Annotated in this window: 14 protein-coding genes; 7 read left to right on the top strand and 7 right to left on the bottom strand. The window is 71.3% G+C overall.

The window, feature by feature from the left end:
• The first annotated feature begins 20 nt into the window (after nucleotides 1-20).
• Entirely contained in the window at nucleotides 21-998 is a 978-nt protein-coding gene (locus ABWK59_RS24290; protein WP_354642723.1) for a COX15/CtaA family protein, read from the top strand.
• 196 nt (nucleotides 999-1,194) lie between these two features.
• Here the strand turns inward: ABWK59_RS24290 and ABWK59_RS24285 are convergent, their stop codons facing one another.
• Complete coding sequence (locus ABWK59_RS24285; RefSeq protein WP_354642722.1) at nucleotides 1,195-1,527, bottom strand: hypothetical protein; 333 nt, start codon at nucleotides 1,525-1,527, stop codon at nucleotides 1,195-1,197.
• 84 nt (nucleotides 1,528-1,611) lie between these two features.
• On the opposite strand from ABWK59_RS24285, the gene ABWK59_RS24280 reads away from it, so the two are divergent.
• A complete protein-coding gene (locus tag ABWK59_RS24280) occupies nucleotides 1,612-2,250 on the top strand; it encodes a DUF2461 domain-containing protein (protein WP_354642721.1) in 639 nt (212 codons plus the stop codon).
• 100 nt (nucleotides 2,251-2,350) lie between these two features.
• On the opposite strand, the gene ABWK59_RS24275 is transcribed toward ABWK59_RS24280, so the two are convergent.
• Complete coding sequence (locus tag ABWK59_RS24275) at nucleotides 2,351-3,298, bottom strand: heme o synthase (protein WP_354642720.1); 948 nt, start codon at nucleotides 3,296-3,298, stop codon at nucleotides 2,351-2,353.
• Between the two features lie 390 nt (nucleotides 3,299-3,688).
• On the opposite strand from ABWK59_RS24275, the gene tkt reads away from it, so the two are divergent.
• From tkt to pgl, 5 genes are all read left to right on the top strand, one after another.
• Nucleotides 3,689-5,785 carry a transketolase gene (gene tkt, locus ABWK59_RS24270; protein ID WP_354642719.1) on the top strand — a complete coding sequence of 699 codons (2,097 nt, stop codon included), beginning with the start codon at nucleotides 3,689-3,691 and terminating at the stop codon, nucleotides 5,783-5,785.
• Between the two features lie 214 nt (nucleotides 5,786-5,999).
• The gene (tal, locus tag ABWK59_RS24265) at nucleotides 6,000-7,115 is read left to right on the top strand and encodes a transaldolase (RefSeq protein WP_354642718.1); all 1,116 of its coding nucleotides are present in this window, start codon (nucleotides 6,000-6,002) and stop codon (nucleotides 7,113-7,115) included.
• Between the two features lie 108 nt (nucleotides 7,116-7,223).
• Nucleotides 7,224-8,750, top strand: coding sequence for a glucose-6-phosphate dehydrogenase (gene zwf / locus ABWK59_RS24260; RefSeq protein ID WP_354645091.1), 1,527 nt, complete (start codon nucleotides 7,224-7,226; stop codon nucleotides 8,748-8,750).
• On the top strand, nucleotides 8,747-9,880 hold the full coding sequence (gene opcA, locus ABWK59_RS24255; RefSeq protein ID WP_354642717.1) for a glucose-6-phosphate dehydrogenase assembly protein OpcA: 1,134 nt from the start codon (nucleotides 8,747-8,749) through the stop codon (nucleotides 9,878-9,880). The genes zwf and opcA overlap by 4 nt, the downstream gene beginning before the upstream one ends.
• A 44-nt stretch (nucleotides 9,881-9,924) precedes the next feature.
• Complete coding sequence (pgl, locus tag ABWK59_RS24250; RefSeq protein ID WP_420492946.1) at nucleotides 9,925-10,665, top strand: 6-phosphogluconolactonase; 741 nt, start codon at nucleotides 9,925-9,927, stop codon at nucleotides 10,663-10,665.
• A 190-nt stretch (nucleotides 10,666-10,855) separates the two neighbouring features.
• Here pgl and ABWK59_RS24245 read toward each other — a convergent pair whose 3' ends face one another.
• The 5 genes from ABWK59_RS24245 to gap all read right to left on the bottom strand — a co-directional run bounded on the left by ABWK59_RS24245 (nucleotide 10,856) and on the right by gap (nucleotide 14,845).
• Nucleotides 10,856-11,191, bottom strand: coding sequence for an RNA polymerase-binding protein RbpA (locus ABWK59_RS24245; RefSeq protein WP_073814874.1), 336 nt, complete (start codon nucleotides 11,189-11,191; stop codon nucleotides 10,856-10,858).
• A 181-nt stretch (nucleotides 11,192-11,372) separates the two neighbouring features.
• Nucleotides 11,373-11,606, bottom strand: coding sequence for a preprotein translocase subunit SecG (secG, locus tag ABWK59_RS24240; RefSeq protein ID WP_354642715.1), 234 nt, complete (start codon nucleotides 11,604-11,606; stop codon nucleotides 11,373-11,375).
• A 90-nt stretch (nucleotides 11,607-11,696) separates the two neighbouring features.
• Nucleotides 11,697-12,482 carry a triose-phosphate isomerase gene (gene tpiA, locus ABWK59_RS24235; RefSeq protein WP_354642714.1) on the bottom strand — a complete coding sequence of 262 codons (786 nt, stop codon included), beginning with the start codon at nucleotides 12,480-12,482 and terminating at the stop codon, nucleotides 11,697-11,699.
• A 7-nt stretch (nucleotides 12,483-12,489) separates the two neighbouring features.
• Entirely contained in the window at nucleotides 12,490-13,695 is a 1,206-nt protein-coding gene (locus tag ABWK59_RS24230; protein ID WP_354642713.1) for a phosphoglycerate kinase, read from the bottom strand.
• Nucleotides 13,696-13,840: 145 nt separating this feature from the next.
• Complete coding sequence (gap, locus tag ABWK59_RS24225) at nucleotides 13,841-14,845, bottom strand: type I glyceraldehyde-3-phosphate dehydrogenase (RefSeq protein WP_354642712.1); 1,005 nt, start codon at nucleotides 14,843-14,845, stop codon at nucleotides 13,841-13,843.
• Nucleotides 14,846-14,851 lie beyond the last annotated feature (6 nt).

Below are 14,851 nucleotides of genomic sequence, written 5' to 3'. Positions count from 1 at the left end.
AGCCCACCTACGATGGTCGGGTGCCAACGCCCCTCTCCGCCCTGACCCCCCTCTGGAGCCCGACCCTCGCCCACGTCCGGCGGGCGGCGCTCGCCGCGCTGGTGATGAGCGTGGTCATCGTCGTGACCGGCGGTGCCGTCCGGCTCACCGCCTCCGGCCTCGGCTGCACCACCTGGCCCAAGTGCACCGGCGAGAGCCTGACGCCGACGCCCGAGATGGGCCTCCACGGCGTCATCGAGTTCACCAACCGGATGCTCACCTACGTGCTGTCGGCGGCGATCGGCTGGGCCACCCTGGCCGCCCGTTTCCACAAGCCCTGGCGGCGGCCGCTGACCCGGCTCGGCTGGGCCCAGTTCTGGGTGGTCATGATCAACGCCGTGCTCGGCGGCATCACCGTGCTCACCGGGCTGAACCCGTACATCGTGGCGCTGCACATGGTCGCCGCGCTGGGCCTGCTCTGGGTCGCGGTGGTGATGTGGGAGCGCACCCGGGAGGGCGACGGGCCGCCCGTCCCCGCCGTGGCCGGGCCGATCCGCCGGCTCGGGTACGTCCTGGTGACGGTGATCGGCCTGCTGGTGGTCGCCGGGACGATGGTCACCGGCGCCGGCCACCACCCGGGCGCCTCCAGCAAGGACGGCAAGCCGGTCCACCGCATCCCGATCGACTACGACCGGCTGGTCCAGCTCCACGCCGACCTGGTCTTCCTGTCGGTCGGCCTCACCCTGGCCGCGGTCTTCGTGCTGGCCGCCGTGAAGGCGCCGGCTCCGGCGCGGGCGCGGGTGCGGGATCTGCTGGTGCTGCTGCTGGCGCAGGGCCTGCTGGGGTTCGTCCAGTACTTCACGGACGCGCCCGAGCTGATGGTGCTCCTCCACATGCTCGGCGCCGCCCTCGTCTGGGCCGCCGCCGTCCGCATCCCCCTCGCCCTCCGCACCCGCGACGACGCCCCCGCCGACCCCGCACCCGCCACCCCCGTCCCCGCCCAGGCCACCGCGGCCTGACCCCACCCGGGCAACCGGCCAACCACACAGGGGCGCGGCAATCGGGCAACCACAAGGGGCGCGGGGAACTGCGCGAAACGGAAGACGACTCACGTAGAGCCCTTCCGCCTCGCGCAGTTCCTCGCGCCCCTTCAGTGGTGACCCGAGTGCCCGAAATTCAGTGGTGACCCGAGTGCCCGGAAGGCCGGGTGCACTCCTAGATCTGGATGCCGGCCATGCGCTTCCACTCGTACGCCGAGGTCTTCACCTTCAGCCCGAGCTCGCCCTCGAAGTCGGCGTGCAGCTTGAGTCCGGCGAGTTCTGCCGCCCGCTGCCCGATGGCGTAGGTGGGGGCGACCTGGTCGCCCCAGGCGCCGTCCGCGCCGACCATGACGATCCGGGTCGCGGTCCGGCCGACGTACTCGACGACGCCCTCGGCGCTCCCGCCGTGCTGCTGGGCGAAGCTGGTGATGTGCTTGGCGATGCGCTTGGCCCGGCGCTCGGTGCGGGCGTCCGGCGAGGCGGTGGTGGCGGTCTCTGCGCTGGTCATGCCCGCATGCTACCGGCGGGTACAACGACCCGCGACGGGTGCGGGATGTGCGGCCCGCCACACCGGTGGGCCTACCCTGGCGGGGTGACCTTCCACGGCTGGCAGGCCGAGGCGCTGGAGTTCTACGAGCACCTCGAAGCCGACAACTCCAAGACCTTCTGGACCGCCCACAAGGCCGTGTACGAGCAGGTGGTGCGCGAGCCGATGGTCGAGCTGCTGGAGCGGCTGGAGCCCGAGTTCGGGCCCGGCAAGATCTTCCGCCCCAACCGCGACGTCCGGTTCAGTGCCGACAAGTCGCCGTACAAGACGCACATCGGCGCGTTCCTGGAGGCCGGCGGCTACGTCCAGCTCTCCGCCGACGGGCTGGCGTGCGGCAACGGCATGTACCACCTGGCGCCGGACCAGCTGGACCGCTACCGCACGGCGGTGGCCGAGGACGTCACCGGCGCCGAGCTGGAGCGGGTGGTCGAGCGGGTCCGGAAGGCGGGGCCCGAGGTGGTCGGACGGGACGCGCTGAAGACCGCCCCGCGCGGCTACCCCAAGGACCATCCGCGGATCGAGCTGCTGCGGTACAAGGGGCTGATCGCCTGGCAGGAGTGGGAGCCCGCCGCGTGGCTGGGGACGGCGGAGGCGCTGAAGCGGATCACCGGCTTCCTCCGCTCCTCACAGCCGCTCAAGGAGTGGCTGGACGGCCACGTCGGACCCTCCGAGACCGCGGGCTGAGGCTGGGGAACGAAAGAGCGCGGGGAACCGTGCGACCCGGTCGGGCGCCTCCGCACCCTTCCGCTTCGCGCAGTTCCCCGCGCCTCTCGGAGGTTCCGCCTCAGGCGAGGAACGGATCGACCGCGATGACCACGAACAGCAGGGTCAGGTAGGTGATCGACCAGTGGAACAGCCGCATCTCCTTGAGCTGGGCGCCCACGACCCCGGCCTTGGCGCGGGCCTGCAGCCCGTGCGCCTCCTTCAGCCAGAACGCGCCCAGCACCACCGCGGCGATCGGGTAGAGCAGGGTGGTGTGCGCCAGCGGCCAGAGCGCCAGCGACACGGCGACCATCACCCAGGAGTAGAGGACGATCTGCTTCGCCACCGCGACGTTGCCCTTGATCACCGGCAGCATCGGGACGCCGGCCTTCGCATAGTCCTCGCGGACCTTCATCGACAGCGGCCAGTAGTGCGGCGGCGTCCAGAAGAAGATCACCAGGAACAGCACCAGGGCCGACCAGGAGAGCGAGTTCGTCACCGCGGCCCAGCCGACGAACACCGGCATGCAGCCGGCGATGCCGCCCCAGACGATGTTCTGGGCGGTCCGGCGCTTCAGGCCCAGGGTGTAGACGAACACGTAGAACAGCAGGGCGGCCAGCGCCAGCCCGGCGGACAGCGCGTTGACCAGCAGGCCGAGCCACAGGGTCGAGCCGATGGCCAGGGCGATGCCGAAGACCAGCGCCTCGCGCGGCGAGACCATGCCGGTGACGATCGGGCGCCGCTCGGTGCGGGACATCACCGCGTCGATGTCGCGGTCGATGTACATGTTCAGTGCGTTGGCGCCGCCGGCCGAGAGGTAGCCACCGAGCACGACCTCGAGGACCAGCCACGGATTCGGGACCCCGCGCTGCGCGAGGAACATCACCGGAACGGTGGTCATCAGCAGCAGCTCGATGATCCGAGGCTTGGTCAGTGCGACGAACGCCCCGACACGGGCCCCGAACGGCCGGTGCGCAGGAGTCGCCCCGACCGCCCCGGCGGGGCGGGATTCGACGGCGGTCACGAACACCCCAACTATCGATGAACTTCCACAGGCGTCCACCGGACCGATCGGTGCCGAGGTCTCCGCGCTGCGCGTACCACGCCACCTTAGACGCTCCATATATGCCTCCCGGCCCCGGGGTCCCCCGGCGAGCCGGAACCGCACACCGCCGGGTGAATCACCGCAGATCGGGCAGGTACCGGGTGGGCAAGGGCGTCAGCATGGGAATCGCGCCCGCGAAACCCCGGTTGTGGCCACCACGCAGGGTGAGGACCCTCGCGGGCGGTAGGCTCGCACACAGAAGCGGGATCAACCCTCCGTGACCGGCACCAGCGAAGCGTCCGGACCACAGCGACGTGGCCGACCCGGTCCCCTTCACGGGGTCACACTTCATTAGGGAAGGAGCCCTGAGTCAGGGTGAGCACGACGCCGAACGTATTCGAGTGGAGCGACCTGGACCAGCGTGCCGTGGACACGGCCCGCGTCCTGGCCATGGACGCCGTGCAGAAGGTGGGCAACGGGCACCCGGGCACCGCGATGTCGCTGGCCCCCGCCGCCTACCTCATCTTCCAGCGCTTCCTGCGCCACGACCCGACCGACCCGTCCTGGGTCGGCCGCGACCGCTTCGTCCTGTCCCCCGGTCACACCTCGCTGACGCTGTACACGCAGCTCTTCCTGTCGGGGTACGGCCTCTCGCTGGACGACCTCAAGGCGTTCCGCGTCGCCGGCAGCCGTACCCCGGGCCACCCGGAGCACGGTCACACCGCGGGTGTCGAGACCACCACCGGTCCGCTGGGCCAGGGCATCGCCAACGCGGTGGGCATGGCGATGGCGGCCCGCTACGAGCGCGGTCTGTTCGACCCGGCGGCCCCGGCCGGCGAGTCGCCGTTCGACCACACCGTCTGGGCCATCGTCTCCGACGGCGACCTGGAGGAGGGCGTCTCCGCGGAGGCCTCCTCGCTGGCCGGCCACCAGAAGCTGGGCAACCTGGTCGCGCTGTACGACGACAACCACATCTCCATCGAGGGTGACACCGCGACGGCCTTCTCCGAGGACGTCCTGGCCCGCTACGAGGCGTACGGCTGGCACGTCCAGCGGGTCACGCCGAAGTCCGACGGCGACATCGACGTCCACGCGCTGGCCGCCGCGCTGGCCGCCGCCCAGGCGGAGACCGAGCGCCCGTCGATGATCGCGATGCGCACGATCATCGCCTGGCCGGCGCCGAACGCCCAGGACACCGCCAAGGCGCACGGCTCGGCGCTGGGCGACGCGGAGATCGCCGCCACCAAGAAGGTGCTGGGCTTCTCCCCGGAGAAGACCTTCGAGGTCACCGAGCAGGTCGTCGACCACGCCCGTCTGGTGGTGCAGCGCGGCAAGGCCGCCCGCACCGAGTGGGAGGCCGGCTACCACGCCTGGCGCCAGGCGAACCCGGAGCGGGCCGCCGAGTTCGACCGGATCCAGATCGGCGAGCTGCCGGACGGCTGGGAGAAGGCTATCCCGGTCTTCCCGGCGGGCAAGGAGGTCGCCACCCGCAAGGCCTCCGGCGACACCCTGAAGGCCGTCGGCGCCCACATCCCGGAGCTGTGGGGCGGTTCGGCGGACCTCGCCGAGTCCAACCTGACCACGATCGACGAGGAGAGCTCCTTCCTCCCCGTCGGCAACTCGCTGAAGTCCGCCTCGCCGTACGGCCGGACGATCCACTTCGGCATCCGCGAGCACGCCATGGGCTCGATCATGAACGGGATCGCGCTGCACGGCCGGACCCGCATCTACGGCGGCACCTTCCTGGTGTTCTCCGACTACATGCGCCCGGCGGTCCGCCTCGCCGCCCTGATGAAGCTGCCGGTCACCTATGTGTGGACGCACGACTCCATCGGCCTCGGCGAGGACGGCCCGACCCACCAGCCGGTCGAGCACCTGGCCGCGCTGCGGTCCATCCCGGGCCTGGCGGTCGTCCGCCCGGCCGACGCCAACGAGACCGCCGTGGTCTGGCGGACCGTGCTGGAGCGGCAGACCAGCCACCCCGGCCCGGTCGGCCTGGCGCTCACCCGCCAGGGCGTGCCCACCTTCGACCGCGAGGTGTTCCACTCCGCGGAGGGCGCGGCCAAGGGCGGCTACGTGCTGGCCGAGGCCTCCGGCGCCTCGCCGAAGGTCATCCTGATCGGCACCGGCTCCGAGGTCCAGCTGGCCGTCCGCGCCCGCGAGGCCCTGGAGGCGGACGGCATCCCCACCCGGGTCGTGTCGATGCCCTCGATCGAGTGGTTCAACGAGCAGGACCAGGCGTACCGCGACAGCGTGCTGCCGCCGAACGTCCGGGCCCGCGTGTCCGTCGAGGCCGGGATCGCCCAGGGCTGGCGCGAGCTGGTCGGCGACGCCGGCCGGATCATCAGCCTGGAGCACTTCGGCGCCTCCGCCGACTACAAGGTGCTGTACCAGGAGTTCGGCCTGACCGCGGACGCGGTGGCCAACGCCGCCCGCGCCTCGCTCCGCACGGTCGAGGCCGTCTCCCGCTAGCGCACCTGCTCGCGAGCCGAAGGGCGCGCCGATGCCGAAAGTGACGAGCGACAAGCGAGCGCCAGCGAGCGTCGGAGCGAGGAGCGTCGGCATCGGGCCGGAGCGCCCGGAGGCGAGCGAGCGACGACGGCCGCGCCCCCTGACCGCACATCAGGTGGCGCGGCCCGTCTGACGACCCCACAGCAGACGTACCAAAAAAAGAGGATGAAGCACCATGACTGACGCTCTGAAGCGCCTCAGCGACGAAGGCGTGGCGATCTGGCTGGACGACCTGAGCCGCGAGCGGCTGTACAGCGGCAACCTGGCCGAGCTGGTGCAGGAGAAGCACGTGGTGGGCGTGACCACCAACCCGACCATCTTCCAGAAGGCCATCGGCGGCGGCAACGCCGCGTACGACGCCCAGCTGAACGACCTGGCGGTCCGCAAGGTCACCACGGACGAGGCGATCCGCATGATCACCACCTCGGACGTGCGGGATGCGGCCGACGTGCTGCGCCCGGTCTACGACGCCAGCAACGGCCGCGACGGCCGGGTCTCGATCGAGGTCGACCCGCGCCTGGCGCACCAGACCGCGCCGACCGTGGCCGAGGCCAAGCAGCTGTGGTGGCTGGTGGACCGCCCGAACGTGTTCATCAAGATCCCCGCCACCAAGGCCGGCCTGCCCGCCATCACCGAGGTGCTGGCCAAGGGCATCAGCGTCAACGTCACGCTGATCTTCTCGCTGGAGCGCTACCGCGAGGTGATGGACGCCTTCCTCACCGGCCTGGAGAAGGCCAAGGCCGCGGGCCTGGACCTGTCCCAGATCGAGTCGGTCGCCTCCTTCTTCGTCTCCCGCGTCGACACCGAGATCGACAAGCGGCTGGACAAGATCGGCGGCGAGGCCCGGGAGCTGCGCTCCAAGGCCGCGGTGGCCAACGCCCGCCTGGCCTACCAGGCCTACGAGGAGGTCTTCGCGTCCGACCGCTGGAAGGCCCTGGAGGCCGCCGGCGCCAAGCCGCAGCGTCCGCTCTGGGCCTCCACCGGCGTCAAGGACCCGGCCCTGCCGGACACCCTGTACGTGACCGAGCTGGTCGCCCCGGGCACCGTCAACACCATGCCCGAGGCCACCCTGGACGCCACCGCCGACCACGGCACGGTCACCGGCGACACCATCACCCCGAACTACGCCGACGCCAAGGCCGTGCTGGACGCCATCGCGGCGGCCGGGGTCGACTACGACGACGTGGTCCAGGTGCTCGAGGACGAGGGCGTGGAGAAGTTCGAGGCCTCCTGGAACGAGCTCCTGGACACCGTCACCGCCTCGCTCGCCGCGCACGGCGACCAGAACTGACCGCCTGCTCACACGAATCGCACTGAAAGCGGAGCCCACCCAGTGAGCAACACACAGCCCTATCCGGACATCGCGGGGGCGGCGGCCGAGGCCGAGCAGGGCGATCCCCTGCAGCCTCCGGTCAACCCGCTGCGCGACCCCTCCGACCGGCGGCTGCCGCGGATCGCGGGCCCGTCCGGACTGGTCATCTTCGGCGTCACCGGCGACCTGTCGCGCAAGAAGCTGATGCCGGCCATCTACGACCTGGCCAACCGCGGCCTGCTCCCGCCGGGCTTCTCGCTCGTCGGCTTCGCCCGTCGCGAGTGGGAGGACGAGGACTTCGCCAAGGAGGTCCACGACGCGGTCAAGCAGCACGCCCGCACCCCCTTCCGCGAGGAGGTCTGGCAGCAGCTGGCCAAGGGCATGCGCTTCGTCCAGGGCACCTTCGACGACGACGAGGCCTTCGAGACCCTGCGCAAGACGATCGAGGACCTCGACGAGGCGCAGGGCACCGGCGGCAACTTCGCCTTCTACCTGTCGGTGCCGCCGAAGTCCTTCCCGATCGTCGTCCAGCAGCTCAAGCGGCACGGCCTGGCCGACCCGCCGAAGGGCTCCTGGCGCCGCGCGGTGATCGAGAAGCCGTTCGGCCACAACCTGGAGAGCGCCCAGGAGCTGAACCGGATCGTCCACGAGGTCTTCCCCCGGGACGAGGTCTTCCGGATCGACCACTACCTGGGCAAGGAGACCGTCCAGAACATCCTGGCGCTGCGCTTCGCCAACCAGATGTTCGAGCCGATCTGGAACCGGTCGTACGTCGACCACGTGCAGATCACCATGGCCGAGGACATCGGCATCGGCGGCCGGGCCGGGTACTACGACGGCATCGGCGCCGCCCGGGACGTGATCCAGAACCACCTGCTCCAACTGATGGCGCTCACCGCCATCGAGGAGCCGGCCTCGTTCCACCCCAAGGCCCTGGTCGCCGAGAAGCTCAAGGTGCTCAGCGCCGTGAAGCTCCCCGCCGACCTCGGCAAGCACACCGTGCGCGCCCAGTACGCGAGCGGCTGGCAGGGTGGCGAGGAGGTCGTCGGCTACCTGGACGAGGAGGGCATCGACGCCAACTCCAAGACCGACACCTACGCGGCGATCAAGCTGGAGATCAACAACCGCCGCTGGGCGGGCGTCCCGTTCTACCTGCGGACGGGCAAGCGCCTCGGCCGCCGGGTGACCGAGATCGCGGTGGTCTTCCAGCGGGCGCCGTACCTGCCCTTCGACTCCTACGCGACCGAGGAGCTGGGGCAGAACGCCCTGGTCATCCGGGTGCAGCCGGACGAGGGCGTGACGGTGCGGTTCGGCTCCAAGGTGCCCGGCACCTCCTTCGAGGTCCGGGACGTGACCATGGACTTCGCCTACGGCGAGTCCTTCACGGAGTCCAGCCCCGAGGCGTACGAGCGGCTCATCCTCGACGTGCTGCTCGGCGACGCCAACCTGTTCCCGCGCCACCAGGAGGTCGAGCTCTCCTGGCAGATCCTCGACCCGATCGAGCAGTACTGGGACAGCCACGGCAAGCCCGCCCAGTACCCGGCCGGCACCTGGGGCCCGGCCGAGGCGGACGAGATGCTCGCACGAGACGGCAGGAGCTGGCGCCGGCCATGAAGATCGACCTGACGAACACCACGTCCAGCAAGATCAACGCAGCCCTGATGGACGCCCGCCGGGCCAGCGGTTCCACCGCGGCCGGCATGGTGCTCACGCTGGTGATCGTGACCGACGAGGGCAGCGCGTACGACGCCCTCAAGGCCGCCAACGACGCCTCCCGCGAGCACCCGTCCCGGACGCTGGCGGTGATCAAGCGCGCGGGCCGCTCCCCCAGGGCCCGTGCCGAGACGCGACTGGACGCCGAGGTGCTGGTGGGCTCCGACGCCGGTTCCGGCGAGACGGTCATCCTCCGGATGCACGGCGAGCTCGCCGCGCACGCCCAGTCCGTGGTGCTGCCGCTGCTGCTGCCCGACGCCCCCGTGGTGGTCTGGTGGCCGGACAACGCCCCGCAGCACCCGGCCCGGGACCCGCTGGGCGCGCTCGCCCAGCGCCGGATCACCGACGCCGTCACCGCGGAGTCCCCGGTCGGCCAGCTCGCCCAGCGGGCCGAGAGCTACACCCCGGGCGACACCGACCTGGCCTGGACCCGGATCACCGGCTGGCGCTCCATGCTGGCCGCCGCACTGGACCAGCGGCCGTCCACGATCACCTCCGCGGTGGTCGAGGGCGAGTCGTACAACCCCAGCGTGGAGCTGCTCGGGCTGTGGCTGCACAACCGGCTGCGGGTCCCGGTCGAGCGGGTGGTCACCGCCGGCCCCGGCATCACCGCCGTCCGGCTGCGGACCGACGACGGAGAGATCGTGCTCGACCGGCCGGACGGCCTGCTGGGCACCCTCTCCATGCCGCGCTCGCCCGACCGCCAGGTCGCGCTGAAGCGGCGGGAGACCTCGGAGCTGATCGCCGAGGAGCTGCGCAGGCTCGACCCGGACGACATCTACGCCTCGGCCGTCCGCACGCCGGTCGACCGGCTGCGGGAGCCGTCCGCGGAGCAGGCCGGGTCCGACCCGGCCGGCGACGACGCCGTCCCGGCGGCGGTGGCCGCGGGGGCGCGGGTGACGGCCCGGCTGTCGGAGGCCGGGGACGAGTCCGTCGCCGACACCGCCGACGGCGCGGACCCGGAGGCCGTCGCGGCGGGGAAGCCCGCCGGGAAGAAGGGCGCCGCGTCCCGGAAGCGGGCCGCCTCGTGACCGCGGGCACCCCGCAGCTCGTCGTCCACCGCGACAAGGAGCTGATGGCCCAGGCCGCCGCCGCCCGGCTGATCACCCGGATCGTGGACGCCCAGGCCGCCCGTGGCACCGCCTCGGTGGTGCTCACCGGCGGCCGCAACGGCAACGCCCTGCTCGCCGCGATCGCCGCCTCCCCGGCGCGCGACGCGGTGGACTGGGCTCGGCTCGACCTGTGGTGGGGCGACGAGCGGTTCGTCCCGGCCGCGGACCCGGACCGCAACGCGGTGCAGGCCCGCGGGGAGCTGCTCGACCGGGTCCCGCTGGACCCGGCGCGGGTCCACGTGATGCCCGCCTCGGACGGGGTGCACGGCTCGGACGTGGAGGCCGCCGCGGCGGCCTACGCCGAGGAGCTGGCGAAGGCGGCGGCGCCGGGGGCGCGGGTCCGGGTACCCGCGTTCGACGTGCTGCTGCTGGGCGTCGGTCCGGACACCCACGTGGCCTCGCTCTTCCCGGAGCACCCCGGTATCCGGGAGACCGAGCGCACCGTGGTCGGCGTGCGGGGGGCTCCGAAGCCTCCGCCCACCCGGATCTCGCTGACGCTGCCCGCGATCCGGGCCGCCCGCGAGGTCTGGCTGCTGGCGGCCGGCGAGGACAAGGCCGACGCGGTCGCCCTGGCCCTGGCCGGCCCGGGCGAACTCCAGGCCCCCGCCTCCGGCGCCCGCGGCACCGGACGGACCCTGTGGCTCCTCGACCGCGCCGCCGCCGCCCGCATCCCCGCCCAGCTCTACCCACCGGCCTCCGCCTGACCCGGGCACCCCGCCGAGGGCAACCGGCCAACCACCAAGGGGCGCGGGGAACTGCGCGCAGCGGAAGGGCTCGACGTCGGCCTCTCCCGCCTCGCGCAGTTCCCCGCGCCCCTGTTGTGCTTCCCGCATGCGCACCGCGGGCATGCGAAAGGGCGCCACCGGTATCCGGTGACGCCCCGTCAGGGTTCGTTCAGATCTCGCCGCGGAGCTTGGCCAGCGCCTCCGCGAGGATCGCCTCGCCGTCCGCGTCGGTCCGACGCTCCCGCACGTAGGCGAGGTGCGTCTTGTACGGCTCGTTGCGGGCCGGCGCCGGCGGGTTGTGCTCGTCCTGACCGGCGGGGAAACCGCAGCGCGGGCAGTCCCAGGTGTCCGGGATGGCCGCTTCGGCGGCGAAGCTGGGGCGCGTCTCGTGCTTGTTGGCGCACCAGAAGGAGATCCGGTTGCGGGGGGCGGACTCGCCGCGCTCCGCCTCGCCCATCGGGCCGGCGCCGACTCTGCTGCCTCGGATGGCGTTGCCACTTGCCACGGTCTGACTCCCTGCGCGTGCTGATGCCGGCCGCCGCGGCCTGCGGACGGTGGCGAAGTCGTCCTAGTGTAAGCAGCAGTTAAGGATCTGCCACCACCGGCTCCGACCCGGAACCGTCCGAGTATAGGTCGCGGGGCTACGGGCCGTCAGACGCGGGGCCGGGAAGCATTCCCGGACCGGGTCACTTGTACTTGAGCAGCAGGCTCAGCACCACGACGGAGGCGAACCAGCCCAGGCCCACGACGATGGTGATGCGGTCGAGGTTGCGCTCGGCCACGGCCGAGCCGCCGCCGGTGGACATCGCGCCGCCGCCGAACATGTCGGACAGACCGCCGCCCTTCCCCTTGTGCAGCAGCACCAGGAGGATCATCAGCACGCTCAGGATGATCAGGGCAATCGAGAACCCGAGAATCACGACGGGACCATCTCTCTTCGTATCTTCGGCGAAGGGGCCGGGCCGCGGCGAAAGCGGTCCGGCCCCAAAGCCTACGTTGCTGCGGAGGCGTTAGCCTACTGCCTGCTCACGGTAGCGCACGATCTTGACGAACTCGTCGGCGTCCAGGGAGGCACCGCCGATCAGGCCGCCGTCGATGTCCGCCTTGGCCATCAGGCCGGCCGCGCTGGAGGACTTCACCGAACCGCCGTACAGCACGCGGACCTTGTCGGCCAGCTCGGCCGAGTACAGCTCCGCCAGGCGGGCGCGGATCGCCCCGCAGACCTCCTGCGCGTCCTCGGGGGTGGCCACCTCGCCGGTGCCGATCGCCCAGACCGGCTCGTACGCGACGACGATCGACTCGGCGTCGGCGGCGGACACGCCCTCCAGGGCGCCGTCCAGCTGCGCCAGGGTGTACGCGACGTGGGTGCCGGCCTTGCGGATGTCCAGCGGCTCGCCGATGCACAGGATCGGGGTGATCCCGCTGCGGTAGGCGGCCTTCACCTTGGCGTTGACGATCGCCTCGTCCTCGCCGTGGTACTGGCGGCGCTCGGAGTGGCCGATCACCGCGTAGGCGCACTTCAGCTTGGCCAGCATCGGGCCGGAGACCTCGCCGGTGTAGGCACCGGAGTCGTGCTGCGAGATGTCCTGCGAGCCGTACTTGATCTTCAGCTTGTCGCCGTCGACCAGGGTCTGCACCGACCGGAGGTCGGTGAACGGGACCAGGACGGCCACCTCGACGGCCTCGTAGTCCTTGTCGGCCAGCGCGAAGGCCAGCTTCTGGGTGTGCTGGATGGCCTCGAGGTGGTTGAGGTTCATCTTCCAGTTGCCCGCCATCAGCGGGAGACGCTCAGTCATGCTGCCTTCAGCCTTCCAGGGCGGCGAGACCGGGAAGGGTCTTGCCCTCCAGGTACTCGAGGCTCGCGCCACCGCCGGTCGAAATGTGTCCGAACTTCGTCTCGTCGAATCCCAGGATGCGGACGGCCGCCGCGGAGTCGCCGCCGCCGACCACGGTGAACGCGTCGCTGTCCAGCAGCGCCTGCGCCACGGCCTTGGTGCCCTCGGCGAACGCCGGGTGCTCGAAGACGCCCACCGGGCCGTTCCAGAACACGGTGGCCGCGTCGGCGATCTTCTCGGCGAACAGCGCGCGGGTCTTCGGGCCGATGTCCAGGCCCTCCTTGTCCGCGGGGATGCCGTCCGCGTCCACGACCTCGTAGTCCAGGACCGGGGCGTGGGTCTTGGTGTCCGGGAAGGAGGCGGAGATCGCCACGTCCACCGGGATCACGAACTCCACACCGTTCGCCTTGCCCCGCTCCAGGTAGTCCAGCACCACCGGGATCTGGTCCTTCTGCAGCAGCGAGATGCCCACCTCGTGGCCGAGCGCCGCGAGGAAGGTGTACGCCATGCCGCCGCCGATCAGGATCCGGTCGGCCTTGCCCAGCAGGTTCTCGATCACGCCGACCTTGTCGGAGACCTTCGAACCGCCGAGGACCACCACGTACGGGCGGGCCACCTCCTCGGTCAGCCGCTTGAGCACCGTCACCTCGGCGGCGATCAGATCGCCGACCGCGTGCGGCAGGCGGGCCGGCAGGTCGTACACCGAGGCGTGCTTGCGGTGCACGGCGCCGAAGCCGTCGCCGACGTAGAGGTCGGCCAGGGCCGCCAGCTCGTCCGCGAAGGCGCCGCGCTCGGCGTCGTCCTTGCTGGTCTCGCCGGCGTTGAAGCGCAGGTTCTCCAGCAGCGTGACCTCGCCGTCGCCGAGGGCGGCGACGGTGGCCTTCGCGCTCTCGCCGACGGTGTCGGTCGCGAAGGCGACCGGCCGACCGAGGATCTCGCCGAGGCGGACGGCCACCGGGGCGAGCGAGAACTGCGGGTCGGGCTCGCCCTTCGGGCGGCCGAGGTGGGAGGCGACGACCACCTTCGCGCCGGCCTCGACCAGCTTGGCGATGGTCGGCGCGACCGCGCGGATGCGGCCGTCGTCGGTGATCGTGCCGCCCGAGAGCGGCACGTTGAGGTCGGCGCGGACGAACACGCGCTTGCCGGCAACGCCGAGGTCTTCGATCGTCTTCACGGTCTTCTGTCTCCTGGGGGAGGTGCTGAGCAAGGCGGCGGCACAGCGGTGGGCCACCGGGAGAGGTGAGGGTGCGCAGAGTCGGGCCCGGACGGTCGCACGCCGTCCGGACCCGACTCCTTACATCACGTCAGCTCCCGCGGTGTCAGAGCTGGCCACCGACGAGGGTGGTGAGGTTGACGAGGCGGTTGGAGTAGCCCCACTCGTTGTCGTACCAGCCGAGGACCTTGACCTGGTTGCCCTGGACCATGGTCAGCTGGGCGTCGAAGATGCACGAAGCCGGGTTGTTCACGATGTCCGAGGAGACGATCGGGTCCTCGGTGTAGGCCAGGACACCCTTGAGGGCACCCTCGGCGGCCTTCTGGAACGCGGCGTTGACCTCGTCCTTGGTGACCTCGCGCTCCAGGGTGACCACCAGGTCGGTGATCGAGCCGGTCGGCACCGGGACGCGCAGCGAGGTCCCGTCCAGCTTGCCCTTGAGCTCCGGCAGGACCAGGGCGGTCGCCTTGGCGGCGCCCGTCGAGGTCGGGATGATGTTCTGCGAGGCGGCGCGGGCGCGACGCAGGTCCTTGTGCGGGAAGTCCAGGGTGACCTGGTCGTTGGTGAAGGCGTGGACCGTGGTCATCAGGCCCTTGACGATGCCGAAGCTCTCGTTCAGCACCTTCGCCATCGGCGCCACGCAGTTGGTGGTGCAGGAGGCGTTGGAGATGACGGTGTGGTTGGCGGCGTCGTACTTGTCGTCGTTGACGCCCATGACGATGGTGACGTCCTCGTCCGTCGCGGGCGCCGAGATGATGACCTTCTTGGCACCGGCGGCGACGTGCTTCTTGGCCGCCTCGGCCTTGGTGAAGATGCCGGTGGACTCGACGACGATGTCGGCGCCCAGGTCGGCCCAGGGGAGGTTTGCGGGGTCGCGCTCGGCGGTGACCTTGAAGGTCTTGCCGTCGACGGTGATGCTGTCCTCGGTGTGCGAGACCTCGCCGGGGAAGGTGCCGAGGGTGGTGTCGTACTTCAGCAGGTGAGCCAGGGTCTTGGTGTCGGTCAGGTCGTTGACACCGACGATCTCGATGTCCGCGCCCTGGGACTTGACCGCTCGGAAGAAGTTGCGGCCGATGCGGCCGAATCCGTTGATGCCTACCCGGATCGTCACGAACCG

It is taken from the genome of Kitasatospora sp. HUAS MG31, assembly GCF_040571325.1.
In the GTDB taxonomy this organism is placed as follows: Bacteria; Actinomycetota; Actinomycetes; order Streptomycetales; family Streptomycetaceae; genus Kitasatospora; species Kitasatospora camelliae.
The sequence above is the reverse complement of the archived record's forward strand: the minus strand, read 5'-3'. Positions and strand labels throughout refer to the sequence as shown.